We start from the raw sequence: 26,098 nt of genomic DNA, 5'->3' as shown, positions 1-26,098 counted from the left end.
CGCGGGGCTCCGGCCTACGGAGAGGACACTGAACACGTGGCATCGGACAGCCCTCTGGACCTCGGCGAACTCACGGCCGCGCTGGACGCGCGCCTGGCCGACGCCGACGCGCGCCTGGCCCGCGACTACCCGGGCGCGAACGCGGCCCGCCAGCCGGTCCACACCGTCTACGTCCCGGCGGACCGCGTCCGCGCCGGTCTGGCCGCCGACTGGGGGCGGCGTGCGTCGGAGGCGCTCACCGAGTTCGCGCCCAAGCCCGACGAGCTCGACCAGACGAGGAGGATGAGCGAGGCGGAGCTGTCCGACCTCCTCTCCCGCGTCCACGACAAGCTCGCCCGCGAGCCGATCGAGGACCTGCGCGCCGACCTGGAGGACGGTTACGGCGACCACGGCGACGAGGGCGAGGACGCCGACGTGACCGCCGTCGCCGAGGCGTTCGCCGCCGACCTCGCCCAGGGCGGCGCCACTCCCTACTTCGGCATCCGGATGAAGGGGATGGAGGCGGCCGGCCGGCACCGCGGCGTCCGCAGCCTCACCCTCTTCCTCCAGACCCTGCTGGACCGGCACGGCTCGCTCCCCGACAACCTGCTCCTCACGCTCCCCAAGATCACCTCCGTCGAGCACGTGGAAGCCATGGCCTGGGTGGCCGAGCGCCTGGAGCGGCGCTTCGACCTGCCCGAGGGGCGGCTGCGCTTCGAGCTGCAGATCGAGACACCGCAGTCGGTCCTGCTGCCCGACGGCACCGCGGCCGTGCCGCACATGATCCGCGCCGGGCAGGGCAGGGTCACCGCCCTGCACTACGGCACCTACGACTACAGCGCCGCCTGCGGGATCACCGCCGCGCACCAGAGCCTGGCGCACCCGGTCGCCGACCACGCCAAGGCGGTCATGCAGGTGGCCGCCGCCGGAACCGGCGTGTGGCTGTCCGACGGCGGCAGCAACGTCCTGCCGGTGGGCAGCCGCCAGGAGGTCCACGAGGCGTGGGACCTGCACGCCTCGCTGGTCCGGCGCTCCCTGGAGCGCGGCTTCTACCAGGGCTGGGACGTCCACCCCCACCAGCTGCCGATGCGCTTCCTGGCCACCTACGCCTTCTACCGGGAGGCCTTCGAGCCCGCCGCCGCCCGGCTCAGGGCCTACTTCGGAGCGGTCGCCGGCGGGGTGATGGACGAGCCCGCCACCGCGCAGGCGCTGGCGTCGGCCCTGGTCAACGGGCTGCGCTGTGGAGCGCTGGACGAGACCGAGGTCGCCGGGCGCACCGGAACGGACACCGCGACGCTGGTGGCCCTGGCCACGCGCCGCATCGGACAGGAGAACGCATGACCCACCACGACCTCCTCATTCGCGCCGCGCGCGCCATCACCCCCGACGGCGAGCGCGCGGTGACCGTGGCCGTCTCCGGCGGGCGCACCGCCGCGGTCCTGCCGGGCGCGGACGCGGACGCCTCCGGAACCCGGGAGATCGTCCTGGCCGGGGACGAGGTCCTGCTGCCCGGGCTGGTCGACTCCCACGTGCACGTCAACGAACCCGGACGCACCGAGTGGGAGGGCTTCGCGAGCGCCACGCGCGCCGCCGCCCTGGGCGGGGTGACCACGCTCGTGGACATGCCGCTCAACAGCGTGCCGCCGACCACCACCGTCGAGGGGCTGGCCGCCAAGCGCGCGGTGGCCCGGGCCCGGGTGAGCGTCGACGTCGGCTTCTGGGGCGGCGCGGTCCCGGAGAACTCCCAGCCGGGGCGGACCAAGGAGCTCGTGGCCCTGCACGAGCAGGGCGTGTACGGGTTCAAGGCGTTCCTGTCCCCGTCCGGCGTCGACGAGTTCGGGCACCTGTCGCCCACGGAGCTGGCGACCGCGATGGAGGCCATCGGCGCCTTCGGCGGCCAGATCATCGTGCACGCCGAGGACCCCGGGGTATTGGACGGCGCCCCGGCCGCGCACGGCCGCGACTACGCGGACTTCCTGGCCTCGCGCCCGGACGAGGCCGAGCACGCCGCCATCGCGCTGGTGATCGAGACCGCGCGGCGCACGGGGACGCGGGCCCACGTGCTCCACCTGTCCAGCGCGTCGGCACTGCCGCTGATCTCCCAGGCCAGGGCCGACGGCGTGCCGCTGACCGTGGAGACCTGCCCGCACTACCTGACGCTGGCGGCGGAGACGATCCCGGACGGGGCCACGCAGTACAAGTGCTGCCCGCCCATCCGCTCCTCGGCCAACCGCGACCTGCTGTGGCGGGCGCTCATGGACGGCCTGATCGACTGCGTGGTCAGCGATCACTCTCCCAGCACCGAGGACCTGAAGGACCTGGACACGGGTGACTTCGGGACCGCCTGGGGCGGCGTGTCCGGGCTCCAGGTGGGCTTCTCGGCGGTGTGGACCGAGGCGCGCCGCCGGGGGGCGACGCTGGTCGACGTGGTGCGGTGGATGGCCGAGGGGCCGACCCGTGTCGCGGGGCTGCGCGGCAAGGGCGCCATCGCGGAGGGCAACGACGCGGACTTCGCGATCGTGGCCCCGGACGAGACGATCCGGGTGGACGTGCGCGAGCTGGCGCACAGGAACCCGGTGAGCGCCTACGACGGCGCCGAGCTGCAGGGGCGGGTGCGCCGCACCCTGCTGCGCGGTGAGGAGATCGACCTCGCGCAACCCCGGGGCCACCTGCTCGCCCGCGACTGATCGCGAGGGCTCGACCTCATGACCTCCCTGGGTTGCAATACTTGTATAGCAACCCAGGGAGGTCCACCATGCTGGCACTGCGGCTTCCGGCGGAGATCGAGGAGAGACTCGAAGCTCTGGCCAAGGAAACGGGCAGGTCGAAGAGCTTCTATGCCCGGGAAGCGATCGTCGCCCACCTGGATGAGCTGGAAGAGGTCTACCTCGCGGAGAGCAGGCTTGAAGACCTGCGGGCGGGGCGGGGCGGTACGACGCCGCTCTCCGATGTGATGGACGAGTATGACCTGGAAAGTTGAGCTCTACGACGACGCCAAGCGTGAACTGCGCAAGCTGGATCACCAGGCGGCCAGGAGGATCCTTCGGTTCCTGAACGACCGAATCGCTGGCTCCGATGATCCCCGAGCGATCGGGGATGCTTTGAAAGGCAACCGGCTGGGCGACCTCTGGCGCTATCGGGTCGGGGACTACCGGATCATCGCGGATATCCAGGATGGAATCGTCACGGTTCTCGTTCTTCACGTTCTTCACGTGGGGCACCGTCGCGAGGTGTATCGGGGCTGATGCCCCCTCCCGCTCGTGGCGGGTCAGGCAGGAGATGGTATCGGTCGACGACGCCTCGAAGGGCTGCGTTGACCGTGTCCTGCGGGGTCGTGGTGCCCAGTACGGAGGCGGCCTTGTCCAGCGCCTCTTGGTCGATGTCGATCAGGACCTTGGTCATGACGGCCTTCCCCGTGCTACGAACGTGTCCTCAGCCTAGGGCGAGGCGTGTCGAGCGGGGAGAACGAAGGAGCCGCGGCCCCGGACACGCGAGGTGTCCGGGGCCGCGGCGTGTGGCGGTCAGGAGCAGTACGCCTCCTCCTCACCGATGATGCGGTAGGGGCAGTCGGCGTAGTCGAGCAGCCGCAGGACGGCCTCCCTGTTGCGGGAGGTCTCCCGGTCGATCACGTACGAGGGCGGGTAGAAGCCGCCGCCCCACCAGCTGCGCGGGTACATCTCGTACGTGAAGTTGACGATGCGCTGGTCGCCCCAGAGCCAGTCGTTGATCGTCCCGTCGGTGATGTACAGGTCGCTGGACTGCTGGGGCGTGTAGCCGTTGGCGTCGGCCATGTGGGTGCCCAGGGCGGCGTGGGTGTCGTACTCCTCGCGCGTCATGCCCGGGCCGACCTCGTCGTAGGTGTAGCCGTAGGGCCACAGGATGAGCTCGCTGTAGGTGTGGAAGTCGATGGCCGCGGTGATCTGCTGCTCGCCGCCGACCACCCGGCCGCGCACGAAGTCCGCGACCGCCGACACCTCGGGCGCCGACTCCGGGGCCGCGCCGCGGTAGGTGCTGCTGGACGGACTGCCGGAGGAGCCGTTGCAGCAGCCCCAGAGGTGGTCCCAGTTGCGGTTCATGTCGGTGCCCACGGCGGACGATCCCTGGTTGGGCTGGCGGTTCTTGCGCCAGCTCCGCCAGTCGGAGCCCGCCATGTCGTACTCGGAGCCGTCGGGGTTGACGTTGGGCAGGATCCAGATCTCCCGGGAGTCCACCAGGTCCGTGATCCGCGCGTCGCTGCCGTACTCGTCGGTCAGCAGGCGCATCAGGTAGACGGCCATCTCCACGGTGAGGTGCTCGCGGGCGTGCTGGGAGTGGGTGAACAGGACCTCCGGCTCGTCCTCGTCCACGGCGGCGTTGTCGCTGATCTTGACCGCGACCAGGTCACGGCCCTCATACGACTGGCCGACGACGGACTGCGTGACGATGCCGGGGTGGTCGGCGACCACCTCGTCGATGGTCTCGCGCAGTTCGCCGAAGGTGGTGTAGCCCTCGTCCGGTGCGAGCGGGCGCACCGGCGAGGGGGTGATCTCCGTCAGTTCGTGGCCGAGGTCGGCGAGGGTCTCGGCCTCGGAGGGCGTGGCGGTGACGACGACGGAGCCGTCGCGGACCTCCTCGACGGCGGCGCCGGTCGCGGCGACCGCCGTGCGTTCCACGGGGGTGTTCGGCCCGTGGACCTCGAACAGGCGGGGGTCGGAGTCGGCGCCCGCGCCGGTGGGGCCGATGAGGCCCAGCGTCAGGGCCGCGAGAGCGAGGGGAATGAGGGTTCGTCGGACGAGCGTGGTTCTCACGAGGCCTCCGGGGGAGCGGGGTCGAGGCGTCGAATACTTGACGGTCATTGGAGAAGAGCGCCCTACACGTTGTCAATGTGTCTGACTATGCGTGACGTTCGTAGCGGAATGCCTTGTTTACGAGGTCGCGCAGGTGAAGCCCGCTCACCCAGCGGACCGAAACGAACACGCTGTGGCCGGATGTGGCCACAGCGTGATCACGGTGCGCGGTCGGGGCTTGGGGCGCGGGTCCCTCAGGCGCGCTCGGGGACCGACGGCTCGCCCAGCGCCCGCAGGACCGCTTCCGAGAGCACCCACTCGTGCCCGTGGCTCCACTCGCGCTCCAGGGCCGCCTCCCCCAGCAGCCCGCGCACGGCGGCGATGATCCGGTCGACGTCGAAGCGCTCGGCCTCGGGCAGGGGAGCGCCCGTCTCCTCCCGGGCGCGGGCGGCGGCGCCCAGCAGCCGGGCCGCGCGCACCCCCTCGCCGACCAGGGCGTCGGCCCCCGCCAGGCCCTCCAGCGCCATCGCGACCGCCCGCGGATCACGGGCGAGCCGCGCGCACTCCAGACCCTGCTCGTGCAGGTCCCGGGCGGCGGCCGCGTCGCCGCGCGCCTCGGCGCACATACCCAGCTCGGCCAGGGCGAAGGCCTGCCCCGGCCGGTAGCCGTCCCGGCGGTGGGCGGCCAGGATCTCGCGCAGGTACCGCTCGGCCTCCTCCCACCGGCCGCGCCGCCGCGCCGTCATGGCCAGGCCGCCCCGCACGAACAGCACCTTGGTGTCGAACGCCTGCTCCTCGGACACGCGCAGCGCGCCGTGGTTGTACTCGTCGGCCAGGGCGAAGTCGCCGGTGAGCATGTGCACCCGCGCCAACCGGGTCAGCTCCTCCACGACCACGGTCCACAGGCCGATCCGCTCGGCGTGGTCCAGCGCCGTGCGGTGCAGGTCGGCGGCCTCCTCGTAGGAGCCCTCGATCTCGGCCAGGATCCCGAGCAGGCCGCACGAGCGCACCTGTCCCCAGGGCTCCGCGAGCGCGACGAAGTGCTCCAGGCTCTCCCGGCCGTGGCGGCGCGCCTCGGCCAGCTCGCTGTGCCGCATCGCCCACCAGCCGCACAGGTTCTGCGCGAAGGCCTGCCACCAGCGGTCGCCGGACGACGCGAAGGTGCGCAGGGCCTCCTCCACGACCTTCCCCGGTGAGCTCACGGGTGCCGAGGGCCCGGACGCGGCCGACGTCATGTACACGAGCACGGTGCGGACCCTGGCCGCCAGCAGCGGGTCGCCGGAGCGCTCCGCCAGGGCGATCGCCTCGCGCGCGAGGTCCTGGGGGCCCTCGTGGGGGCATTCGGCGAAGGCGAGTGAGAACCGCCAGAGCAGGGCGACGGCGCGCTCGGCGTCGGTGGCCGGGCCAGGCGCGGCCAGCGCTCGCGCCAGCAGCCGCACGCCCTCGCGGTAGCGGCCCCGCAGGTACCAGGACCAGCCCAGGGCTCCGGTGATGCGCAGTGCCAGGCCCGCGTCCCCGTTGTCGGCCGCCCACTCCGCGGCGGCCCGGACGTTGGGCGCGTCCTGGTCCATCAGGTCCAGGGAGCGCCCGATGTCCACGGTCAGGGTGAGCGGATCCTTCCGCGTCAGCCGGTCGGCGGTGTGGTGGGCGTGGCGGCGGCGGACCTCGGATTCCTCCCCGGACTCGGCCAGCTTCTGGCGGGCGAAGGCGCGGATGGTCTCCAGCAGCCGGAAGCAGGTGCCCGCGCGGTCCTGGTGGGCCACGACGAGGGACCGGTCGACGAGCGCGGCCAGCACACCGGCCGCGTCGGCGGTCTCCACCCGGCCCCCGCCGGGGAGCGGGCCGATCGCGACGGCCTCGGCGGACTCCAGCGAGAACGATCCGACCTGGACGGAGAGCCGGCCCAGCACGGTGCGCTCGGCCTCGGTCAGCAGCCGCCAGCTCCAGTCGACCATCGCGCGCAGGGTCCTCTGCCGCTCGTGCAGCCCCGTCCCGCCGCCGCCCAGGAGCTGGAAGCGGTCGTCCAGCCGCGTGGCGAGTTCGCGGACGCCGAGCGAGCGCACCCGGGCGGCGGCCAGCTCCAGGGCCAGCGGCAGTCCGTCCAGGCGGCGGCAGATCGTGGCCACGGCCTCGGCGCTGTCCTCGTCCAGGGCGAACGAGGGCAGGGACGCCGTCACCCGCCGGGTGAACAGCTCGACCGCGTCTGATCCGGCCATCTCGGCGGGGGAGTGGTCGTAGGGCACCCGCAGCGGCCGGACCTGGTGCAGGCGCTCGCCGGGCACGCCCAGCGGTTCGCGGCTGGTCGCCAGTATCCGCAGGCCCGGCGCGGAGCGCAGCAGGCGCACGGCCAGGGCCGCGACGGCCTCGGTGACGTGTTCGCAGTTGTCCAGGACCAGCAGGGCGGGCTGTGTGCCCAGCGAGGCCGCCAGGCGGTCGGCCGAGGAGCGGCCCCGGGCCTGGCCGCCGACGCCGTCCGCGTCGCCCTCGTCGTGCAGCCCCATGGCGGCGGCGACCGCGTCGGCGACGTCGTCGGGGGTGGTGGCCTCAGTGGCTTGGCCGACCAGTTCCACGAACCACACGGGGTTCGCCGTGGAGCCCTCGGAGAGCGCGCTCAGGGCGAGCGTGGTCTTGCCGACCCCGCCGGGGCCGACCAGGGTGACCAGGCGGAAGCGTGCGAGGTCGCCCCGGAGCCGTTGCGCGGACTCCTGGCGGCCGACCACGTCGGTCAGCGGGGCCGGGAGGCGGACCGCGGCCATGCCCATGGACGCGGGCGCGGGTGCGGCCGTGGGCGCGGGTGCAGACGTGGGTGAGGGCGTCGCATTGGGCTCGGTCGCCGACGTGGGAGCGGTGGGGGACGCGGGTGCGGCCGTGGGTGCGGGCACGGAGGCGGTGGCGGAGGTGGGAACGGCTGGGGACGAGGGCGCGGTGTCGGGCTCCGTGGCGGAGGGGGGTACGGCGGTACGCGGGGTGGCGGTGTGTGCGGGCGCGGTGTCGGGCTCCGTGGCGGAGGGGGCGACGGCCGCGCGGTCGAGGTCGGGCGACTGCGCCAGGATCCGCTCGTGCAGGCGGACGAGTTCCGGGCCCGGCTCCACCCCGATCTCCCGCGCCAGCAGGTCGCGGCCGCGCCGGTAGCTCTCCAGAGCCCCGCTCTGGCGGCCGGAACGGTACAGGGCGAGCATGTGCGCGGCGCGCAGGCGCTCCCGCAGCGGTTCGGCGCGCAGGTGTTCGTCCAGCTCCGCGACGAGCGCGGCGTCCTCCCCCAGGTCGAGGCGGGCCCGGGCGCGGTCCTCGACCGCGGTCAGGCGCATCTCCTCCCACCGGGCGATGGCGGGCGCGGCGAAGGGGGCGTCGGCGTGGTCGGCCAGGGCGGGGCCGCGCCACAGCTCCAGGGCCTGCCCCAGCAGGGCGGCGGCCCCGGCCGGGTCGGCGCCGCGGGCCCGTGCGACCAGCTCCTCGAAGCGGTCGGCGTCGACCTGGCCCGGGTCCACGCGCAGCCGGTAGCCCGAGGGGCCGGACTCCACCCGGCCGCGCGTACCGGCCTCGCCGCGGTCGAGCGCTCCGCGCAGGCGCGACACCGCGGTCTGCAGTGCCGCCGAGGTGTCGTGCGCGGGCCGGTCCCACAGCTCGGCCGCGAGCCGGTCGGCCGACACCGACGTCCCGCGGTGCACCAGCAGGTGGGCCAGGAGCGCCCTGACCTTGGCCCCGGGCACGCGGACCGGCTCGTCGTCGCCGGTCCACACCGCGAGCTGTCCCAGAACGCCGAATCGCATGGGGACCAGCGTATGCCGACCGTCCGCGGCGGACGCCGCCCGGGCCGTGGGCGGGCGGACCCGGGGGCGACAGCGGACGGACGGCGCACCGACAGCGGACGGACAGCGAACGGCAAGCGGTGGCCAGCGGACGGCGAGGAGACGGTGAGCGCCCCTGCCTAGGTTGAGGACATCAGCCAGGGGCACCCGCCCCGAGACAGTGCGGAGACACCACGATGACCACCCTGTTCGACCCCATCAAGCTCGGCGGCCTGGAGCTGCCCAACCGTCTGTTCATGGCGCCGATGACCCGGTCCCGCGCCCACGTCGGCGGCCAGGTCGACGCCCTCGTCGCCGAGTACTACGCCCAGCGCGCCTCCGCCGGGCTCATCGTCACCGAGGGCACCCAGCCCAGCGTGCGGGGGCAGGGCTACATCAACACGCCCGGCCTGCACTCCGCCGAGCAGGTGGAGGCCTGGAAGCGCGTCACCGGCGCCGTCCACGAGCGCGGCGGCCGCATCTTCGCCCAGATCATGCACACCGGCCGAATCGGCCACCCGAGCCTGTACCCCGACGGCGGCCTGCCCGTCGCCCCCTCGCCGATCGCCTCGGGCGAGTCCCTGTTCGACGGTTCCGGCATGGTCGAGCACCCGGTCCCCCGCGAGCTCACGTCCTCCGACATCGCCGAGGCCCTCGACGACTTCGCCTCGGCCGCCCGCAACGCGGTGACCGCCGGCTTCGACGGCGTCGAGCTGCACGGCGCCAACGGCTACCTCATCCACCAGTTCCTCGCCGACGGCGCCAACCGGCGCACCGACGAGTACGGCGGCAGCCCCGAGAACCGGGCCCGCTTCGCCCTCCAGGTCGTCGACGCGGTCGCCGACACCATCGGCGCCGAGCGCACCGCGCTGCGCCTGTCCCCGGGCAACCCCTTCAACGGCATCACCGAGAGCGACACCCGCACCCAGTACATCGCCCTGCTCGACGGCCTGAAGGACCGTTCCGACCTGGCCTTCCTGCACCTGGCGATGGCCTCCCGCGAGACCGCGGAGCTCTTCCGCAAGGAGTGGCAGGGCGCGCTGGTGCACAACCCGGCGGCCGGACTGGACCTCGCCCCGGCCGTCTCCGCGCTGGAGGACGGCGTGGTCGACGCGGTCGCCCTCGGCACCGCCTGGCTCGCCAACCCCGACCTGCTCGACCGCGTCCGCGCCGGAGGTCCCTTCAACGAGCCCGACTCCGGCACGTTCTACGGTGGCGACCACCGCGGCTACACCGACTACCCCGCCCTCGACCGGGCCTGATCCGCACACGCCGCGAGCCCGGCTCCCGCGGGGGGCCGGGCTCCGGGCGTCGAGGGGTCGGTAGGGGAGTGAGGGGTCGGTGTGCGGACGAGGGCGGCGTGTCGGCCTCGTCTCCGCCCGGCCTCCCGACCGGGCGGAGACGTCGTCGGCCTCCGTCAGTCCCGGGGCTCCTCCGGGCGCTCCTGGTAGGCCGCGTCGGCGTGGCTGGTGTACTTGGCCTCACCCGGACCGGCGGTGCCGATCTCCTCGGAGTCGATCTCCTCCGGGGCGCCGCCTCCGCGCGCCCGGCCGAGGACGTTGAAGCAGATGTTGAGCACGATGGCGACGACGGCGGCGCCGATGATGCCCGAGTGCACGACCATCTCGATCGGCTCCGGCAGGAACGCGTAGAAGGTCGGGTAGGCCAGCGGGATGATCGCGACGCCGAAGGACGCGGCCACCAGGACCAGGTTGAGGTTGTGGGTGAAGTCGACCTTGGCCAGGGTCTTGATGCCGCTCGCGGCCACGCTGCCGAAGAGCACCAGTCCCGCGCCGCCGAGCACCGGGGTGGGGATCGCGGCCATGACCCCGCCCAGGACGGGGAACAGTCCCAGCACCAGCAGGATGCCCGCGCCGGTGGCGACCACGAATCGGCTGCGGATCCCGGTCAGGGCCAGCAGGCCGATGTTCTGGGCGAACGAACTGGTCGGCGTCGCGCTGAAGATCGGGCCGATGATCGACCCGCTGACGTCGGCGCGCAGGCCGGCGGAGATGCGCTTGGCGTCCACCCTGGTCCCGGTGATCTCGCCGACCGCGATGATGTGCGAGGCGCCCTCGGTGAGCACCACCAGCATGATGATGCACATCGTGATGATGGCGGTCACCTCGAACCGGGGCGGGCCGAAGTAGAACACCGACGTCGGGTCGAACACCAGGTCGGCCTCGCCGACCCGGCTGAAGTCGGCCATCCCGAAGGGCAGGGAGGCCAGCACCCCGGCGACGAGGCCGAGCAGGACCGACAGGCGGCCCCAGATCCCGGGCAGCACCCGGGAACAGAGGAGGATCAGCGCCAGGGTGAACCCGGCCAGCGCGAGGTTGGCCAGGGGAGCGGCGGGGACGGCCGAGCCGTCCTCCCGGACCATCGTCGCCCCGTCCATGATCCACCGGGCGGCCACCGGCATCAGGCTCAGCCCGATCACCGTGATGATCGTGCCGGTGACGATCGGGGGGAAGAAGCGGATGAGCTGCCCGAAGAACGGCGTGAGCAGCAGGGCGAACAGGCCCGCCGTGATCGACGCGCCGAAGGCCACGGGGAGGTTCTCCCCGTTGTCCCCGGCGGCCAGGGCGGTGATCGCGCTGACGGGGACGAAGGAGCAGGCGACCACGATCGGCATCTGCGCGCCCACGCGCCGGTGGCCGATGGTCTGCAGGAGGGTGGCGATACCGGCGACCAGGAGTGCTCCGCTGACGAGGATGCCGATGGCGGCGGGGTCGTTCGCGAGTCCGGCGGCGGCGCCGATGACGAGTGCCGGGGCCACGGCTCCGGCGTACATGGTGAGGATGTGCTGGAGCCCGTAGACGATCTGCAACCGGAACGGGAGCTTCTCGTCCTCGGGGCGGGGGGTCGGGTGCGGCGTCGTTGTGGCCGAGTCCTTCGCGGACGGACTGTCGTTCATGGCCAGTGTCCAGCCTTCGCTGTCGGCGGTCATCCGGTGGGGGGTGACCGGTTTCTCGGGTACGGGACCCGGTGGTGTGGCCCTGCTCGGCGGGCGTTCTCCGGCATGCCTGAGGTCGGGGCCGCGGCCGAAGCCCGTCGGTCGAGGGCGGTAGCCCTGCTCCCCGCGTAGCGCCCGAGCGTCGTGGCGGGTGAGGAGAGGGGACCAGTTCAGTGCGGCCTCGAACGGTGGAACCCCGGGGCGGAGAGGGGCCGGGACCCGGCCCCGCGGCGCGCGCGGCGCCGCGTCGGGCCCCGGCGGGGACGACCCTGTCGGTCTGGGTCGTGATTCCTGCGGCATTCCGGGCTCGCGGCCGGCAGGCCGCCTCTCGCCGCGCCTCTGCGCTCGTGCGGCACGACCAGGCTGAACGTCGCACATCGCCTTGCGAGAGATGGTCTGGCGACCGCTCGCTCACCCGAAAGCCAGAACACTCCCTAGATGAAGCCGGGCACGCTCTTCCAGGCGTCGCCGGCGTCGGGCGCGTCGTCGCGCTCGACCGTGGCCTCGATCTTGCCGTAGGGCCGGTCCGCGGCGAAGAACACCTCGCCGGGGTTGTCCAGGTCGAACGGCGACAGGTCCACCAGGAAGTGGTGGTTGTTGGGCATGGAGAAGCGGATCTCCGCGACCTCGGGGTGGGCCTCCAGGACGGCCCGGCCCATCTCGTACAGCGTCTGCTGGAGGGCCAGGCTGTGCGTCTCGGCGAAGGCCTCCAGGCACAGGGCGCGGATGGAGGCGTAGGCCTTGTCGAAGTCGTGCTCGGTGCCCGTGTAGCGCCAGCGCGCGGTCACGTCGGTCGCCAGGATCCGGTCGGTGGTCTCGGCGAGCGTCGTGTACTTGGTCTTGGGGTAGCCGTGGAACTCCGAGCCGGTGGACTTCAGGACCGTCAGGCCCTCGAAACCGGAGACGACCCACTCCCGGTCGCCGTCCTTCTGGACCACCGTGGTGCGCGTTTCGGCCCCGCGTCGGGAGAAGGCGTGGTCGTGCGGGCCGTTGGCGGTGGCGATGCGGTCCCAGGAGTACTCCTGGATCTCCTGGCGCGCGCCGTGCACGTAGTCGTGCTCGTCGACGAAGTGCCGGGCCAGGCGCAGGGCGAAGTCCTCGATGGCGCCGACGCCGCCCCACTCGCGGGCCTTGGCGTAGACGGTGTTCTTCTGGGTGTCGGTCGGCAGACACGTGCTGTTGTCGCCGAGGGTGTGCACTGTCTCCAGATCCCCGCGGAGCTGTGAGGTGACGTTGACGTCCTTGATCTGGTGGACGTCGGTGTCGCGGTCGACGTGGACGAGGCGTACCTCGGCCTTGCCGTACTGGTTGTCTCCGAGTCGGATGCCCATCAGGGTGAACTCCGTTCGCTTTCGTTCATGAACTGAAGTCGTCATCGTTCGCGCTGTCGCGCCGTGCGTACGAGGGAGGACCGCTGTGGTCATGCGGAAGGACCTGTCGCGCACTCGAAGAGGGTGGGTGTGTTCGCGGTGGATACCGTCCGGCGGCTCCTTTCCGGGGACGTGCGGCGGGCGGCCGGTGGCCCCGCCGTTCTGGGCGGCGGTGGGCTAGGAGCCGCGGTAGGTCGAGTAGGCGAACGGGCTCAGGAGCAGCGGCACGTGGTAGTGCGCGTCCTCGTCGGCCAGGTGGAAGACGATGGTGACCTCGGGGTAGAACCCGGTCTGGCCGGTCGCGTCGAAGTAGGCCTGGGTGTCGAAGACGACCCGGTAGAACCCGGTCGGCAGCTGGTCGGGGCCGAAGTCGGGAACGCGCCCGTCGGCGTTGGTGCGTCCCTCGGCCACGGGCTTCCAGGAGGTGCGCGCGGAGTCGGCCGCCGCCTCCAGCCGGACGGGGACCTCGCGCGCGGGCCGGCCCAGCGCGGCGTCGAGGATGTGCGTGGTCACGTGGCTCATGCGGCGTCCAGGAGTTTCTCGAGCCGGAGTCCGGCGATCTTGCGGAGTTCGTTGCCGACCACGGCCAGCTCGGTGCCCTGGTCGTTCTCCAGTCGGCCGATCAGGTCCGCGAGGAGTTCGCGGCTGGTGCGGCCGCTGGCGCACACCAGGTAGATCTGCCCGAACCGGCCCTCGTACTCGCCCTGGGCGAACTCGAAGATCCGCTGGACGCGGAGCGAGGCGTCGTCGGTGTCGGCGGCGAAGGCCGACTGCTCCCCGCGCGACCAGGCGGCCTCGGTGCTCTTCCCCTCGGCCTTGTCCCCGATGCGCGGGTGGCGCGCGAGCGCGGAGGCGACCTCGTCGGTGCTCACCGCGCGGGCGTGCTCGTCGGCGTGCGCCAGCAGGTCCCGCCGGTCGGCGAAGGGCGCTGCCGACGCGACGGCCTCGACCCAGCGTTCGATGTCGAGGCACTGCGCGAGCTCGGTGCGCAGCTCCGCGGGGGAGAGCGCGTTGAGGCGGTCCAGGCCGGGGTCGAAGGCTCGGCCCGGCGGGCTCGCGGTGGTCTCGGGCATGTGGGCTCCCGTTGTACGGCCGGTCGTGGTGCTGCGGAGGTCCTCTACCCGCGTTCGTGTGGAGGATGCGGGTGGTCTCGCCCCGCACGGCCAGCCGTTTTCGTAGTGCAGATGGCTGTTTCCGTATGACGGAGTAAACGGACTCTAACCCGGGTGGGTGTGACCTTGTCAACACTGGCTAGGGGGCTTTGCGCAAAAAGTCGCGCCTTCGTTCCGTGCAGTGAACAACCAGCGAAGTTGTCCGTACCGGGCGTGCTGTGTGTCGAGTAAAGCCACGGGTGGCCGGGGGCGCGTGTGCCTGACGGGGCCGATCACCTGCTCCCGGGGTGTGAGGGGAGGTTGACAAGTCGGGGTGGCGCCCCGCACACTCAGATTATTCCTTCAAGTGAAAATCAGATTCCACAAAGCGGAATCAAAGGTGACGGAGGCAAGGCATGAGCCACGCTCTGGGCTACACGGTGAACTGCTCGCTGCTGTTCACCGAGCTCCCCCTGAACGAGCGCCCGCAGGCCGCACGGGACGCCGGGTTCCACGCCGTGGAGTTCTGGTGGCCGTTCGAGGAGGCCACCCCGCCCCAGGACGAGGTGGACGCGTTCGTCGCGGCCGTCGACGCCGCCGGGGTGCGGCTGAGCGGGCTCAACTTCTTCGCGGGGGCCCTGCCCGGACCCGACCGCGGGGTGCTCTCCCAGCCCGCGCGCGGCGCCGAGTTCCTCGCCAACCTCGACGTGGTCGCCCGCATCGCCGAGCGCACCGGCACGACCGGCTTCAACGCGCTCTACGGCCGCCGCCTGCCGGGCGTCGACCCCGCGGAGCAGGACCGCCTCGCCCTGGAGAACACGGTCGCCGCCGCCCAGGCGGTCGCCAAGGTCGGCGGCACCGTCCTCGTCGAGCCGATCAGCGGCGCCGACGACTACCCGCTCAAGACCGCCGCGGAGGGCCTGGCCTTCGTCGCGAAGGTCAAGGAGGCCGGAGCCGACAACGTCGCCCTCCTGGCCGACTTCTTCCACCTTGCGGTCAACGGCGACGACGTGGCCGCGGTGGTCCGCGCCCACGCCGCCGAGTTCGGCCACATCCAGATCGCCGACGCCCCCGGCCGCGGTGAGCCCGGCACCGGGGAGCTGCCCGTCCACGAGCTGCTCGCCTCGGCCGAGGCGCACGGCTACCGCGGGCTGGTCGGCCTGGAGTACAAGCCCACCGTCCCGACCCACGAGAGCTTCGGCTGGCTCCACTAGCCCACCCGTCGCCCACCGCCGCTCCGGGGGCCTTCGGCGGGGGGAGCCTCCCTCAACGGACGGCCTCCGGCCGCGGACCTTCACCCGTCGCCCACCGCCGCTCCGGGGGCCTTCGGCGGGGGGAGCCTCCCTCAACGGACGGCCTCCGGCCGCGGACCCTCACCCGTCACCCGCCACCGAGCGGTCTCCGCACACACCAAGCACAGCCACGAAAGGGGCCACCATGCCCGCCACGAACGTCGCCTTCATCGGACTGGGGATCATGGGCCTGCCCATGGCCGCCAACCTCGTCCAGGCCGGTTACACCGTCACCGGCCACAACCTCACCCCCGACCGCGTCGACTCGCTCGTCCAGCAGGGCGGCCGCCGCGGGGGCAGCATCGCCGGAGCGGTCGCCGACGCCGACATCGTCATCACGATGGTCCCGGACTCCCCGGACGTGAAGGAGGCCATGCTCGGAGAGGGCGGGGTCTTCGAGAGCGCCAAGCCCGGCACCCTCGTCATCGACATGAGCACCATCCGCCCGGACGTCTCCCGCGAGATCGCCCAGGCCGGCACCGAGCGCGGCTTCCGCGTCCTGGACGCGCCCGTCAGCGGTGGCGAGGCCGGAGCGATCGAGGCCAAGCTGTCCATCATGGTCGGCGGCGAGCAGGCCGACTTCGACGCCGCGCGCCCCGTCTTCGACGTCCTGGGCACCACGCCCGTGCTGGTCGGCCCGCACGGGTCCGGCCAGACGGTCAAGGCCGCCAACCAGCTCATCGTCGCGGGAAACATCCAGCTCCTGGCCGAGGCCCTCGTCTTCCTGGAGGCGCACGGCGTGGACACCGAAGCGGGCCTGGAGGTCCTGGGCGGCGGACTCGCCGGCAGCACCGTCCTCCAGCGCAAGGGCAAGGTCATGCGCGAGCGCGACTTCAAGCCGGGCTTCCGGATCGCCCTGCACGACAAGGACATGCGGATCGTCACCGACTCGGCCCGCGAGGCCGGGGTCGCGCTCCCCGTGGGCGCCACCATCGCGCAGCTCGTGGGCGCGCTCAAGCTCCAGGGCGACGGCGGTCTCGACCACTCCGCGCTGCTGAAGACCGTCCTGCAACTGTCGGGTCGTGGCGAGTAACGACCGCCGCGAGTGGAATTCCCGTCGGCGGTACCGGCCGTCCGCCACCACGGCTGACGTGTGAACCGCGTGGCCGGCGGCGGCCTCGGGTGTTGGCCGCACCCTGGGTCCCGCCGACGGAAATCCGTTCAACCCCCCTAGCACTGAAGGGTTCGCTTCAAATGGTACAGATGCCCGCGATGAACGCCGTCGTCGAGGTTCTCAAAGACGAGGGCGTGGACACCGCCTTCGGCTGCCCCGGTGCGGCGATCCTGCCGCTCTACAAGGCCATGGAGGACGTCGGTGGGATCGAACACCTGACGGTCCGCCACGAGGAGGGCGCCACCCACATGGCGGACGGGTGGTCGCGCACCACCGGCAAGGTGGGTGTCGCCATCGGCACCTCCGGCCCCGCCGGCACCAACATGATCACCGGTCTGTACACGGCCATCGCCGACTCCGTGCCGATCGTGTGCATCACCGGCCAGCAGCGCACCGACCTGCTGGACAAGGAGGGCTTCCAGGCCGTCGACATCGTCGAGATCGCCAAGCCCGTCACCAAGTGGGCCGTGCAGATCAAGGAGGCGGCGACCGCCCCGTGGATCTTCCGCGAGGCGTTCCGGATCGCCCAGTCGGGCCGCCCCGGCCCCGTGCTGGTGGACATCCCGGTCGACATCGCCCAGCAGCTGATCGACTACGACCCCACCATCGACGCCCCGCTCAAGATCAACACCGTCGAGCCGCACCTGCCGCGGGTCGAGCGCGCCCTGGACCTTCTGCTGGAGGCCGAGCGCCCGCTCATCCTCGCGGGCGGCGGCGTGATCCTGGCCGAGGCCTCCGACGAGCTGCGCGAACTGGCCGCGTACCTGAACGTGCCGGTGCAGGTCACCCTGATGGGCAAGGGGTCCTTCGACGAGGACTCCCCGCTCTACTCCGGCATGACCGGCGTGCAGACCTCACAGCGCTACGGCAACGCCTCGTTCCTGGAGTCGGACCTGGTCCTGGCCGTCGGAGCCCGGTTCGCCGACCGCCACACCGGGCAGATCGACGTCTACCGCGGCGACCGGAAGTTCATCCACGTGGACATCGAGGCCACGCAGATCGGACGGGTCTTCGAGCCCGACCTGGGCGTGGTCTCCGACGCCAAGCTGTTCCTGCGCGAACTGCTGGCCGCGGCCAAGCGCCGTGACGCCAAGGCGGCCGTGCAGCCGTGGATCGACCGGATCGGCCGGCTCAAGTCCGAGCTGACCCGGCGCGAGGACTTCGACACCGTCCCCGTCAAGGCGCCGCGCGTGTACAAGGAGATCAACGAGGTCTTCGACGAGGACACCTACTTCGTCACCGCGATCGGCCTCTACCAGATCTGGGGCGGGCAGCACCAGAAGGCCTACAAGCCGCGCCGCTACCAGATCTGCGGCCAGGCCGGGCCCCTGGGCTGGGAGATCCCCGCGGCCATCGGCGTCAAGAAGGCCCTCAAGCACACCGAACCGGACGCGGAGGTCGTCGGCATCGTCGGCGACTACGGCTTCCAGTACATGGTGGAGGAGCTGGCGGTCGCCGCCCAGTACGACGTGCCCTACGTCATCATCATGCTCAACAACGAGTACCTGGGCCTGATCCGCCAGGCGTCCATCCCGTTCGACATGAACTACCAGGTGGACATCCACTACGACGAGTACGGCACGGACAACGTCAAGCTCATGGAGGCCTACGGCTGCTCCGGCCGCCGCGTCTTCGAGCCCTCCGAGATCCGCGAGTCGCTGGAGTGGGCCCGCAAGGAGGCGCGTGCCACCTCGCGGCCGGTCCTGGTCGAGATCATGATCGAGCGCGAGGCCAACACCCCGCACGGACCGGCGATCAACGCGGTCAAGGAGTTCGAGCCGGTTCCCGGCGCGTAACCGACCCGCGGGCGGTCGGACAGCCACGCGACCGCCGCCACAGCCCGCCGCGGCCCGGACCTGCACCCCGGGCCGCGGCGACCAGGGCGTGTTCCCCGGAACACGCGCCAGGCCCCCACGGGGGAGAGGGGCGCCACGGTGACCACTTGGCCGGGTCACCGCGGCGCCCCTTCGCCGTGCGCGGGAATAGCGGAGCGCCCGCCACCGTAGGAGAGGGTGACGTCCGCCGAACAGGGTGGCGTCCCACCATCCCAGTATGTGGACGTCGGGTACCAGGGTCTCGGATCCGTCTGCTAGCGTGAACCCCGTTATGCTGCGCGAGCTGCTCCTTCTTAGCGGCCGCGGCGGGGGTCGTTAAAAGGTCGGCTCCCTCGCCGCGGGGCTTCGGCTTGTCCTGGTCGACCTTTGACCACGCGAACTCTCACCGAGGAGCCACCGACATGGTGCCGCAGCAACAGAACAGTCCGATGCCCTTCCACCGTTATGAGCCCTTCGCTCCGGTGGACCTGCCGGACCGCACCTGGCCCACCAAGACCATCACCGAAGCGCCCCGGTGGCTGTCCACGGACCTGCGCGACGGCAACCAGGCGCTGATCGAGCCGATGGACTCCGCGCGCAAGCACGAGATGTTCCAGCTGCTGGTGCGCATGGGATACAAGGAGATCGAGGTCGGCTTCCCCTCCGCCAGCCAGACCGACTTCGACTTCGTACGGTCGCTGATCGAGGACGGGCTGATCCCCGACGACGTCCAGATCTCCGTGCTGACCCAGGCCCGCGAGGACCTGATCGAGCGCACCGTGCAGAGCCTGGTCGGCGCTCGGCGCGCCACCGTCCACCTGTACAACGCGACCGCGCCGACCTTCCGCCGCGTCGTCTTCCGGGTCGACCGGGAGGCCTGCAAGAACATCGCCGTCGAGGGCACCCGCCACGTCATGCGGTTCGCCGAGCAGTACCTGGGCGAGACGGAGTACTTCGGCTACGAGTACTCGCCCGAGATCTTCGTCGACACCGAACTGGACTTCGCGGTGGAGGTCTGCGAGGCGGTCATGGACGTCTGGCAGCCGGGCCCGGGCCGCGAGATCATCCTGAATCTGCCCGCCACGGTCGAGCGCGCCACCCCCAACGTCTACGCCGACCAGATCGAGTGGATGAGCCGCAACCTGACCCGGCGCGAGCACGTGGTCCTGTCCGTCCACCCCCACAACGACCGGGGCACGGGCGTGGCCTCCGCCGAACTGGCGGTCATGGGCGGGGCCGACCGCGTCGAGGGCTGCCTGTTCGGGCACGGTGAACGCACCGGCAACGTCTGCCTGGTCACCCTGGGCATGAACCTGTTCAGCCAGGGCGTGGACCCCAAGATCGACTTCTCCGACATCGACGAGATCCGCCGCACGGTCGAGCACTGCACCCAGCTGCCCGTCGCCCCGCGCCACCCCTACGGCGGCGACCTGGTCTACACGGCCTTCTCCGGCTCGCACCAGGACGCCATCAAGAAGGGCTTCACCGCGCTGGAGGAGACGGCCGAGGCCGCCGGGACCCCGGTCGACGAGTACACCTGGGACGTGCCCTACCTGCCGATCGACCCCAAGGACGTCGGGCGCAACTACGAGGCGGTCATCCGCGTCAACAGCCAGTCCGGCAAGGGCGGCGTCTCCTACATCATGCAGCGGGACCACTCGCTGGACCTGCCGCGTCGCCTGCAGATCGAGTTCTCTCAGGTCATCCAGGGCTTCACCGACGCCGAGGGCGGCGAGTTCCCGGCCGGCCGCATCTGGGACATCTTCTCCGACACCTACCTGTCCGAGCGCGGCCCGGTCGCGGTGCTGGCCCACCGCTCCACCACCGCCGAGGACGGCACGTACCGGATCGAGGCCGACGCCCGCGTCAACGGCGAGATCCGCGAACTGACCGGTACCGGCAACGGACCGATCTCCGCCTTCTGCGACGCCCTGACCGACGTCGACGTCAAGGTCCGCGTCATGGACTACGTGGAGCACTCCATGGGCGGTGACGGCGAGGCCCGCGCCGCCGCCTACGTCGAGGCCGAGATCGACGGCCGCGTCGTGTGGGGCGTGGGCATCCACAGCAGCATCACCACGGCCTCGCTGAAGGCGCTGTGCAGCGCCATCGGCCGCGGCTGAGCGCGCACCGAGCCGCCCGCGGCTGAGCCTGCACCGGCCCACCCGGGGCCGGGCCCCGCCGGGCCGCCGGTCCGGGCTCGGGCCCCACCTGACGCCGTCCGCCACGACCCCGGTCGCGGCGGACGGCGCTCCCGTGCGCGAGGGGTGCCGGCCCGAGGTCCCATGGCGCGGCCGAGCGGCCCGCCTCAGGACGCCGTGCGCCGCCGGCCGGTGGGGCCGTCACCCCCGCCGGGCCGACGCGGTCCGGGGCCCCTGGCTACCGAAAAAAGGCGTGGCGGCCGCATACCGCACGGTGCGACGATGCTGCGCATGCTGCACTCCGAGATCGTCAAGCGGACCCTGCGCGTACCGGAGCCGTCCGGGAAGCCCGGAGACGGCACCGCCGCCACGCGCCAGTTCGACGCCGCCCTGCTGACCGCGGGCTTCACCTGCTCCACGGACCTGCTGCGACACCTGTCCGCGCTCCGGCCGGAGGACGTCCTGGCCACGGCGGGGCCGGTCCTGGCCGCCGTCGGCGCCGCGGTCGGCGACCACGTCCAGCACAACGTGTACTTCGCGGACTTCCCGGAGCACGTGCCGGACACGGCCGACTTCTGGCTGAAGTGCCTGGCCGACGCCCTCACCGACCCCGACGTCAAGCCGGAGGCCGTCTTCTCCGCCGGCGGGGTCGACCTGCTGGAACTGCCGGAGTACGGCCGCTACCAGCACGGCTTCGACGCCCTGCTGCGGGTGCGCGAGCCCTTCGTCGCCAGCGCCAAGGACCGCGTCAGCGTCCTGCACCTCGGGCGCCCCCTGGCCGAGGAGGCGCGGGCGCTGTACCTCGACCTGGCCGCCGGTCCGCTGCCGCTGAGCGAGGACGACCTCGTCCTGCTGGAGGTCCTGGCGGGCGAGTGCTCCGACGGCGAGCAGCCCGAGCGCATTCCGGTGCGCGAGAACCGGGCCGTCATCAACCGCGCCCGGATCGCCCAGGGCCGTGCACCGCTCGTGGACACGGTCACCGACGTCCTGCGCCTGGCCTGCGCGCTCTCCGACGGCGACGTCAGCCTCGACGAGCCCACCCGGTTCCGGTCATTCCGCCGGAGCGAGCGCCGGGCCCTGATGACCGCGCTGGAGGGCGTGGTGGGGAGCAGCCGGGCCAAGCTCGGCGACGTGGCCCGCCACCGCGAGCGGTTCAAGCGGCTCGGCGAGCGGATGCACCCGCACGAGTACCCGAAGCTCCCCCACGCGCGCGAGGTGTTCGCAGTCGCGCGCGGCGAGACCCGGGTGCACGGGCTCAACGCGCGGATCGAGGCGGCCTTCGCCGACGGCGACACCGGCCGCGTGCTCGACCTGCTCGCCACCGCGCCCGGGATGCTCGTCCGGAGCCTCGACCGGGTCCTGCGCCAGGCCACCGAGGAGGGGGCCGAGCGCGTCGCGGCGACGGTGGACGAGCACGCCGACCAGGTCGCGCCCCGCGTCCTGGTGTCGGCCCGCGAGCACCTGGCCTCCCGCCGTCGGGAGGGGGTCGTCCGGATGTTCGTCAACCAGCGGGCCCGGGCCTGGGTCCAGCGGGACGAGCGCGAGCGGCTGCCCGCCGAGCGCGTGGCCCCGGTGGTCGCCGCCCTGGACGCGGCCGTCGCCCGGCGCCTGCCCCGGTTCGACCGGGTGCTGGTGGACGACGCCGTGCGCACCGTCGCCGTGCCGCGGTCGGGCAAGGGCGTGGCCGGTGGCGTGGGCGTGCTGCCGCGCGGATCGGCCATGCCGGTGGACGGCGAGCGGCTGCGGTTCTTCGTGCACTGGCGCCAGGAGGCACAGCGCACGGACCTGGACCTGTCCGTGCAGCTGCTCGACGCCGACTTCGCCGGAGCGGGCCAGGTGTCGTGGACCAACCTCAGGGGCGAGGGGCTGGTGCACTCCGGCGACATCGTCGAGGCTCCCGAGGGGGCCACCGAGATGATCGACCTGGACCTGGCCAAGCTGGCAGGCGACGTGAGCCATGTGGTGCCGCAGGTGCTGCTGTACTCCGGCGAGGGCTTCCTGGAGCTGGCGGAGAGCTTCTTCGGCTTCATGACCCGCGACGGGGAACAGGAGGGCATGCCCTTCGAACCGAGGACTGTGCGGGCCAAGTCGGATCTGCGCGGCGCGTCGCGGGTCGCGCTTCCGCTGGTCTTCTCCCGCGCGAAGGGCGGGGGCTGGACCGCCCGGTGGCTGCACCTGTTCATGACCGGCCGGCTCGCGTCCAACCGGGTGGAGGAGACCGGTGTGACCGCGGGCCTGCTGGCCCGGGCCCTGGTGGAGCGCGACGCCTTCACCGTGGGCGACCTGCTCACCATGACGGAGCGGGCCGGAGCCCGGGTGGGGCCGTTCGAGGCCGGGGAGAGCGCGGAGGAGGCGGTACCGGAGGGGGAGCGCTGGGCCTACGTCGGACTGGAGCGCCCGGACGGGCTGCCCGAGGGGACCGAGGTGTTCACCGCGCGCGAGCTCGGCGCACTCCTGCCGGACTGACCGGCCGGTCGGAGCCGGTCCCGGTGTCCGCACCCGGAAAACCGGGTGCGGGCACCCGGCCCGCCCGGCTAGGCTCGGGCGCGGTGAGGCCATGCGGCGGCTTCCTTCTCCGGCCTCCGGCCGCCCTTCAGATAGATGCCAGTCGCCGCGCCCTCCTCACCGTGCACGCACGAGGCCATGGAGCCGCTTCCTTCTGAACGGCCGTGAGGCCGTCATCCACCGCAGCGGCCCCGCTTTCCTCGACCTGCGCGCACGAGGCCATGCGAGGGCTTCCTTCTCACCCTTGGCTCCGGTAGCCACGCGAGTGGGCCGGACGGCAGCCCTCGCGCTTCCCTCGCCGCGGGCACACGGGCGGCCCTGCGACGGCTTCCTTCTCGGGGTTCGACTCCCTTTTCACACTGGTACTAGCCGTCGCGCTCTCCGCCCGCCCATCGCGCCCAGGGGCGCCGTGGCCCGGAGGGTCCGCCATCCGTCGATGGGCGGCCCTCGGGCGCGGTACTCCGCGGCCGCGAGGCCATACCGGGGCTTCCTTCTCAAGCCTCCTGGAGGCTTCGACCACTGATCGACGCAGTCCCGGTGCCCTCCTCGCACGAGGGGCGGGCCGCACCCGTACGGTGCGGCCCGCCCCTTCGCGTTGGCCCGGTGCTACTCCCAGCCGAACATCTGCGTCCAGGCGTGGCCCGACTCGCCGACACCGATCGCGACCAGGTCGCAGTTGAGGATGTTGGCGCGGTGGCCCAGGCTGTCCATCCAGGCGTCCATCACCTGCTCGGCGTCGCGCTGGCCCTTGGCGACGTTCTCCGCGCCCCAGGCGTCGTACCCGTGCCGGGCGGCCCGGTCACCGGGACCCTCGCCCTCGGGGCTCTCGTGGGCCATGTATCCGCGGGCGTCCATGTCCTCGCTGTGCTCCTGGGCGGCGGCGGTGAGCCGGTCGTCCACCCGCAGTGAGCCGCAGCCCTCGTCCGCGCGCTCGGAGTTGACGATCTCCACGACCCGGCCGACCTGCGAGCTCGCCGCGGTGAGCGTGTCGTCGCCCCCGCCGTCGCCGCCGCCACTGCCGGCGCCGCTCCCGCCGCTGTCCCCACCGCCGTCACCGCTCCCGCCGCCGGACTCACCGCGCTCGCCGTCGGTGTCCTCCGGGTCCTCCTCGTCTCCGGGTGCGGCCGAGGCGGTGACCTCCGCCGCGACGGAGTCGTCCGCCGCGGGTGCGGACTCCCGGGGCGTGCCGGTGGGGTCCTCGAAGAAGTCCGCTCCGTCGTCGGCCTCCGGCGCCCGCGCCGCGTCGTCGGTGACGCCGGAATCGGCGGAGGCCGCGGATTCGCCGGACGTGTTCGTGAACGGGTTCAGCCGCTCGGCCGGGTCGGTCACGAGGAGCGCCCCGGCCAGGACGGCCCCCACCGGGACCGCGGCGACACCCGCCGCCAGGGGCAGGAGGCGGCGCCGCCCCTCCCGGCCCGAGGGGCGTTCGTGAGCGCTCTTCCTGCGCTTGCCTCTGCGGCCACGCGCCATGTCGCTCTACCTCCGTGGGGATGGATGACTTTCGGGCAGTCCCCATGTGGGGTTTCGTCCCCTCCGAGGGGTCGATGGAGCGCCCTAGCGCGTGAGAGTAGAGCAATTATGTTGAAAAGGGAATCCAAATCGTAACAAAGCAGGTCACGGCAGCGGGGGCTCCGGCGCCGCGGGGCTGTGGACGGCGTCCGGGTGGTCGGTGGCATCCGCGACAATGGGGGTGTGAGTCTCTACCGCGACGAGGGCGTCGTTCTGCGCACCCAGAAACTGGGCGAGGCCGACCGCATCGTCACCCTGCTGACCCGGCGCACCGGACTGGTCCGGGCCGTCGGCAAGGGCGTGCGCCGTACCAAGTCGCGGTTCGGCGCCCGCCTGGAACCGTGCACCCACGTGGACGTCCAGCTCCACACCGGCAGGACCCTGGACATCATCACCCAGGCCGAGACGCTGCGCCCCTACGGCGAGTCGGTGGTGTCCGACTACTCCCGGTACACCGCCGCCACGGCCATGCTGGAGACCGCGGAGAAGATCGTCGCCGTGGAGAAGGACCCGGCGCTGCGCCAGTTCCTCCTCCTCATCGGCGCGCTGCGCACCCTGGGGGAGGGGTCCCACGACTCCCGCCTCGTCCTCGACGCCTACCTGCTCCGCTCGCTCGCCGTGGCGGGCTACACCCCCGCCCTGGGCGAGTGCGCGCGCTGCGGCAGCCGGGGGGAGCACCGCGCGTTCGCGGTGCACGCCGGCGGTATGGTCTGCTCGGTGTGCCGTCCGCACGGCTCCGTGCACCCGTCCCCCGAGACGCCGAGGCTGATGTCGGCGCTGCTCGGAGGCGACTGGGAGAGCGCGGACGCCAGTCAGGACCGGCACCGCTCCGAGTGCAGTGGGTTGGTCGCGGCCTATCTACAGTGGCACCTGGAGAACGGAATCCGATCACTGCGCCACGTGGAGCGTTCTTGAGCCTGTTCAACTTCGACGCCGACAAGCGGCGGCGGTACGCCGACCCGGTCCCGCACCCCAGCGGGGCGCGACCGCCGGAGCTGCCCGCCGACCTCGTGCCCCGGCACGTGGCCGTGGTCATGGACGGCAACGGCCGCTGGGCCAAGGCACGCGGGCTGCCGCGCACCGACGGCCACAAGGCGGGGGAGTCCTCCCTCTTCGACGTGATCGAGGGCGCCCTGGAGATGGGCATCCCCAACCTGTCGGCCTACGCCTTCTCCACGGAGAACTGGAAGCGCTCGCCCGACGAGGTGCGCTTCCTCATGGGGTTCAACCGCGACACCATCCGCAACCGGCGCGACGAGCTGCACGCCAGAGGCGTGCGCATCAAGTGGGCGGGACGCGCCGGGATGCTGTGGAAGAGCGTGATCAAGGAGCTCCGGGAGGCCGAGGAGCTGTCCAAGGACAACACCCGGATGACCCTGCAGTTCTGCGTCAACTACGGCGGGCGCGCGGAGATCGCCGACGCCGCCCGCGAGCTGGCGCGCCAGGCCGCGGCGGGGCGGATCTCCCCTGAGAAGATCACCGAGGACGCGATCGCCCGCCAGATGTACGTGCCCGACATGCCGGACGTGGACCTGTTCGTGCGCTCCTCGGGCGAGCAGCGCACGTCCAACTTTCTACTCTGGCAGTCCGCCTACGCCGAGTTCGTGTTCCTGGACGCCCTCTGGCCCGACTTCGACCGCCGCCACCTGTGGCGGGCCTGTGAGATCTACGCGAGCCGGGACCGCCGCTACGGCGGTGCTGTGCCCAATCCGGTGGGAGACCCGTTGGGCGAGTCCGTTTCGGAAGTGGAGGAGTGACGGTGGGAACCGAGAC

At 72.3% G+C, this 26,098-nt stretch carries 19 protein-coding genes; 12 read left to right on the top strand and 7 right to left on the bottom strand.

Annotated features, from left to right (window positions below):
- Nucleotides 1–36: 36 nt before the first annotated feature.
- The 4 genes from ADL05_RS00210 to ADL05_RS00195 all read left to right on the top strand — a co-directional run bounded on the left by ADL05_RS00210 (nucleotide 37) and on the right by ADL05_RS00195 (nucleotide 3,224).
- A complete protein-coding gene (locus ADL05_RS00210; RefSeq protein ID WP_053614774.1) occupies nucleotides 37–1,320 on the top strand; it encodes a DUF6986 family protein in 1,284 nt (427 codons plus the stop codon).
- On the top strand, nucleotides 1,317–2,666 hold the full coding sequence (gene allB / locus ADL05_RS00205; protein ID WP_053614773.1) for an allantoinase AllB: 1,350 nt from the start codon (nucleotides 1,317–1,319) through the stop codon (nucleotides 2,664–2,666). The genes ADL05_RS00210 and allB overlap by 4 nt, the downstream gene beginning before the upstream one ends.
- Nucleotides 2,667–2,734: 68 nt before the next feature.
- Nucleotides 2,735–2,959 (top strand): TraY domain-containing protein, encoded by a 225-nt coding sequence (locus ADL05_RS00200; protein ID WP_053614772.1) that lies wholly within the window; start codon nucleotides 2,735–2,737, stop codon nucleotides 2,957–2,959.
- Complete coding sequence (locus ADL05_RS00195; RefSeq protein WP_053614771.1) at nucleotides 2,943–3,224, top strand: type II toxin-antitoxin system RelE/ParE family toxin; 282 nt, start codon at nucleotides 2,943–2,945, stop codon at nucleotides 3,222–3,224. The genes ADL05_RS00200 and ADL05_RS00195 overlap by 17 nt, the downstream gene beginning before the upstream one ends.
- Before the next feature lie 276 nt (nucleotides 3,225–3,500).
- Here ADL05_RS00195 and ADL05_RS00190 read toward each other — a convergent pair whose 3' ends face one another.
- Entirely contained in the window at nucleotides 3,501–4,766 is a 1,266-nt protein-coding gene (locus ADL05_RS00190) for a M14 family metallopeptidase (protein ID WP_053614770.1), read from the bottom strand.
- A 233-nt stretch (nucleotides 4,767–4,999) separates the two neighbouring features.
- Nucleotides 5,000–8,515 (bottom strand): BTAD domain-containing putative transcriptional regulator, encoded by a 3,516-nt coding sequence (locus ADL05_RS00185; protein ID WP_053614769.1) that lies wholly within the window; start codon nucleotides 8,513–8,515, stop codon nucleotides 5,000–5,002.
- 215 nt (nucleotides 8,516–8,730) lie between these two features.
- On the opposite strand from ADL05_RS00185, the gene ADL05_RS00180 reads away from it, so the two are divergent.
- Entirely contained in the window at nucleotides 8,731–9,795 is a 1,065-nt protein-coding gene (locus ADL05_RS00180; RefSeq protein ID WP_053614768.1) for an alkene reductase, read from the top strand.
- A 155-nt stretch (nucleotides 9,796–9,950) separates the two neighbouring features.
- Here ADL05_RS00180 and ADL05_RS00175 read toward each other — a convergent pair whose 3' ends face one another.
- From ADL05_RS00175 to uraD, 4 genes are all read right to left on the bottom strand, one after another.
- A complete protein-coding gene (locus ADL05_RS00175; RefSeq protein ID WP_053615022.1) occupies nucleotides 9,951–11,450 on the bottom strand; it encodes a nucleobase:cation symporter-2 family protein in 1,500 nt (499 codons plus the stop codon).
- 473 nt (nucleotides 11,451–11,923) lie between these two features.
- The gene (gene pucL, locus ADL05_RS00170) at nucleotides 11,924–12,820 is read right to left on the bottom strand and encodes a factor-independent urate hydroxylase (protein ID WP_053614767.1); all 897 of its coding nucleotides are present in this window, start codon (nucleotides 12,818–12,820) and stop codon (nucleotides 11,924–11,926) included.
- Between the two features lie 216 nt (nucleotides 12,821–13,036).
- Complete coding sequence (uraH, locus tag ADL05_RS00165; RefSeq protein ID WP_053614766.1) at nucleotides 13,037–13,381, bottom strand: hydroxyisourate hydrolase; 345 nt, start codon at nucleotides 13,379–13,381, stop codon at nucleotides 13,037–13,039.
- The gene (gene uraD / locus ADL05_RS00160; protein ID WP_053614765.1) at nucleotides 13,378–13,932 is read right to left on the bottom strand and encodes a 2-oxo-4-hydroxy-4-carboxy-5-ureidoimidazoline decarboxylase; all 555 of its coding nucleotides are present in this window, start codon (nucleotides 13,930–13,932) and stop codon (nucleotides 13,378–13,380) included. Before uraD ends, uraH begins: the two co-directional genes overlap by 4 nt.
- A 434-nt stretch (nucleotides 13,933–14,366) precedes the next feature.
- On the opposite strand from uraD, the gene ADL05_RS00155 reads away from it, so the two are divergent.
- The 5 genes from ADL05_RS00155 (at nucleotide 14,367) to ADL05_RS00135 (ending at nucleotide 22,777) form a co-directional block, all read left to right on the top strand.
- Complete coding sequence (locus ADL05_RS00155; RefSeq protein ID WP_053614764.1) at nucleotides 14,367–15,164, top strand: hydroxypyruvate isomerase family protein; 798 nt, start codon at nucleotides 14,367–14,369, stop codon at nucleotides 15,162–15,164.
- 223 nt (nucleotides 15,165–15,387) lie between these two features.
- The gene (locus ADL05_RS00150; protein ID WP_053614763.1) at nucleotides 15,388–16,275 is read left to right on the top strand and encodes a 2-hydroxy-3-oxopropionate reductase; all 888 of its coding nucleotides are present in this window, start codon (nucleotides 15,388–15,390) and stop codon (nucleotides 16,273–16,275) included.
- Nucleotides 16,276–16,436: 161 nt separating this feature from the next.
- Entirely contained in the window at nucleotides 16,437–18,152 is a 1,716-nt protein-coding gene (gene gcl / locus ADL05_RS00145; protein ID WP_053614762.1) for a glyoxylate carboligase, read from the top strand.
- Between the two features lie 440 nt (nucleotides 18,153–18,592).
- Complete coding sequence (gene leuA / locus ADL05_RS00140) at nucleotides 18,593–20,293, top strand: 2-isopropylmalate synthase (protein WP_053614761.1); 1,701 nt, start codon at nucleotides 18,593–18,595, stop codon at nucleotides 20,291–20,293.
- 300 nt (nucleotides 20,294–20,593) lie between these two features.
- On the top strand, nucleotides 20,594–22,777 hold the full coding sequence (locus ADL05_RS00135; protein WP_053614760.1) for a TerD family protein: 2,184 nt from the start codon (nucleotides 20,594–20,596) through the stop codon (nucleotides 22,775–22,777).
- 645 nt (nucleotides 22,778–23,422) lie between these two features.
- Here the strand turns inward: ADL05_RS00135 and ADL05_RS00130 are convergent.
- Nucleotides 23,423–24,286 (bottom strand): CAP domain-containing protein, encoded by an 864-nt coding sequence (locus ADL05_RS00130; RefSeq protein WP_053614759.1) that lies wholly within the window; start codon nucleotides 24,284–24,286, stop codon nucleotides 23,423–23,425.
- A 222-nt stretch (nucleotides 24,287–24,508) separates the two neighbouring features.
- Here ADL05_RS00130 and recO point away from each other — a divergent pair, with 222 nt between their 5' ends.
- On the top strand, nucleotides 24,509–25,240 hold the full coding sequence (gene recO, locus ADL05_RS00125) for a DNA repair protein RecO (RefSeq protein ID WP_053615021.1): 732 nt from the start codon (nucleotides 24,509–24,511) through the stop codon (nucleotides 25,238–25,240).
- A complete protein-coding gene (locus ADL05_RS00120) occupies nucleotides 25,237–26,082 on the top strand; it encodes an isoprenyl transferase (protein WP_053614758.1) in 846 nt (281 codons plus the stop codon). Before recO ends, ADL05_RS00120 begins: the two co-directional genes overlap by 4 nt.
- Nucleotides 26,083–26,098: the final 16 nt, after the last annotated feature.

It is taken from the genome of Nocardiopsis sp. NRRL B-16309 (assembly GCF_001279585.1).
Classification (GTDB): domain Bacteria; phylum Actinomycetota; class Actinomycetes; order Streptosporangiales; family Streptosporangiaceae; genus Nocardiopsis.
Note: the sequence above shows the minus strand (reverse complement) of the source record. Positions and strands in the feature narration are given on the sequence as shown.

Bases quoted from the DNA above. Each gene is read 5' to 3' on its own strand.
- allB (WP_053614773.1), top strand. From the start codon at position 1,317: ATGACCCACCACGACCTCCTCATTCGCGCCGCGCGCGCCATCACCCCC.
- ADL05_RS00200 (WP_053614772.1), top strand. From the start codon at position 2,735: ATGCTGGCACTGCGGCTTCCGGCGGAGATCGAGGAGAGACTCGAAGCT.
- ADL05_RS00195 (WP_053614771.1), top strand. From the start codon at position 2,943: ATGACCTGGAAAGTTGAGCTCTACGACGACGCCAAGCGTGAACTGCGC.
- ADL05_RS00185 (WP_053614769.1), bottom strand. From the start codon at position 8,515: ATGCGATTCGGCGTTCTGGGACAGCTCGCGGTGTGGACCGGCGACGAC.
- ADL05_RS00180 (WP_053614768.1), top strand. From the start codon at position 8,731: ATGACCACCCTGTTCGACCCCATCAAGCTCGGCGGCCTGGAGCTGCCC.
- ADL05_RS00175 (WP_053615022.1), bottom strand. From the start codon at position 11,450: ATGAACGACAGTCCGTCCGCGAAGGACTCGGCCACAACGACGCCGCAC.
- pucL (WP_053614767.1), bottom strand. From the start codon at position 12,820: ATGGGCATCCGACTCGGAGACAACCAGTACGGCAAGGCCGAGGTACGC.
- uraH (WP_053614766.1), bottom strand. From the start codon at position 13,381: ATGAGCCACGTGACCACGCACATCCTCGACGCCGCGCTGGGCCGGCCC.
- uraD (WP_053614765.1), bottom strand. From the start codon at position 13,932: ATGCCCGAGACCACCGCGAGCCCGCCGGGCCGAGCCTTCGACCCCGGC.
- ADL05_RS00155 (WP_053614764.1), top strand. From the start codon at position 14,367: ATGAGCCACGCTCTGGGCTACACGGTGAACTGCTCGCTGCTGTTCACC.
- ADL05_RS00150 (WP_053614763.1), top strand. From the start codon at position 15,388: ATGCCCGCCACGAACGTCGCCTTCATCGGACTGGGGATCATGGGCCTG.
- gcl (WP_053614762.1), top strand. From the start codon at position 16,437: ATGGTACAGATGCCCGCGATGAACGCCGTCGTCGAGGTTCTCAAAGAC.
- leuA (WP_053614761.1), top strand. From the start codon at position 18,593: ATGGTGCCGCAGCAACAGAACAGTCCGATGCCCTTCCACCGTTATGAG.
- ADL05_RS00135 (WP_053614760.1), top strand. From the start codon at position 20,594: ATGCTGCGCATGCTGCACTCCGAGATCGTCAAGCGGACCCTGCGCGTA.
- ADL05_RS00130 (WP_053614759.1), bottom strand. From the start codon at position 24,286: ATGGCGCGTGGCCGCAGAGGCAAGCGCAGGAAGAGCGCTCACGAACGC.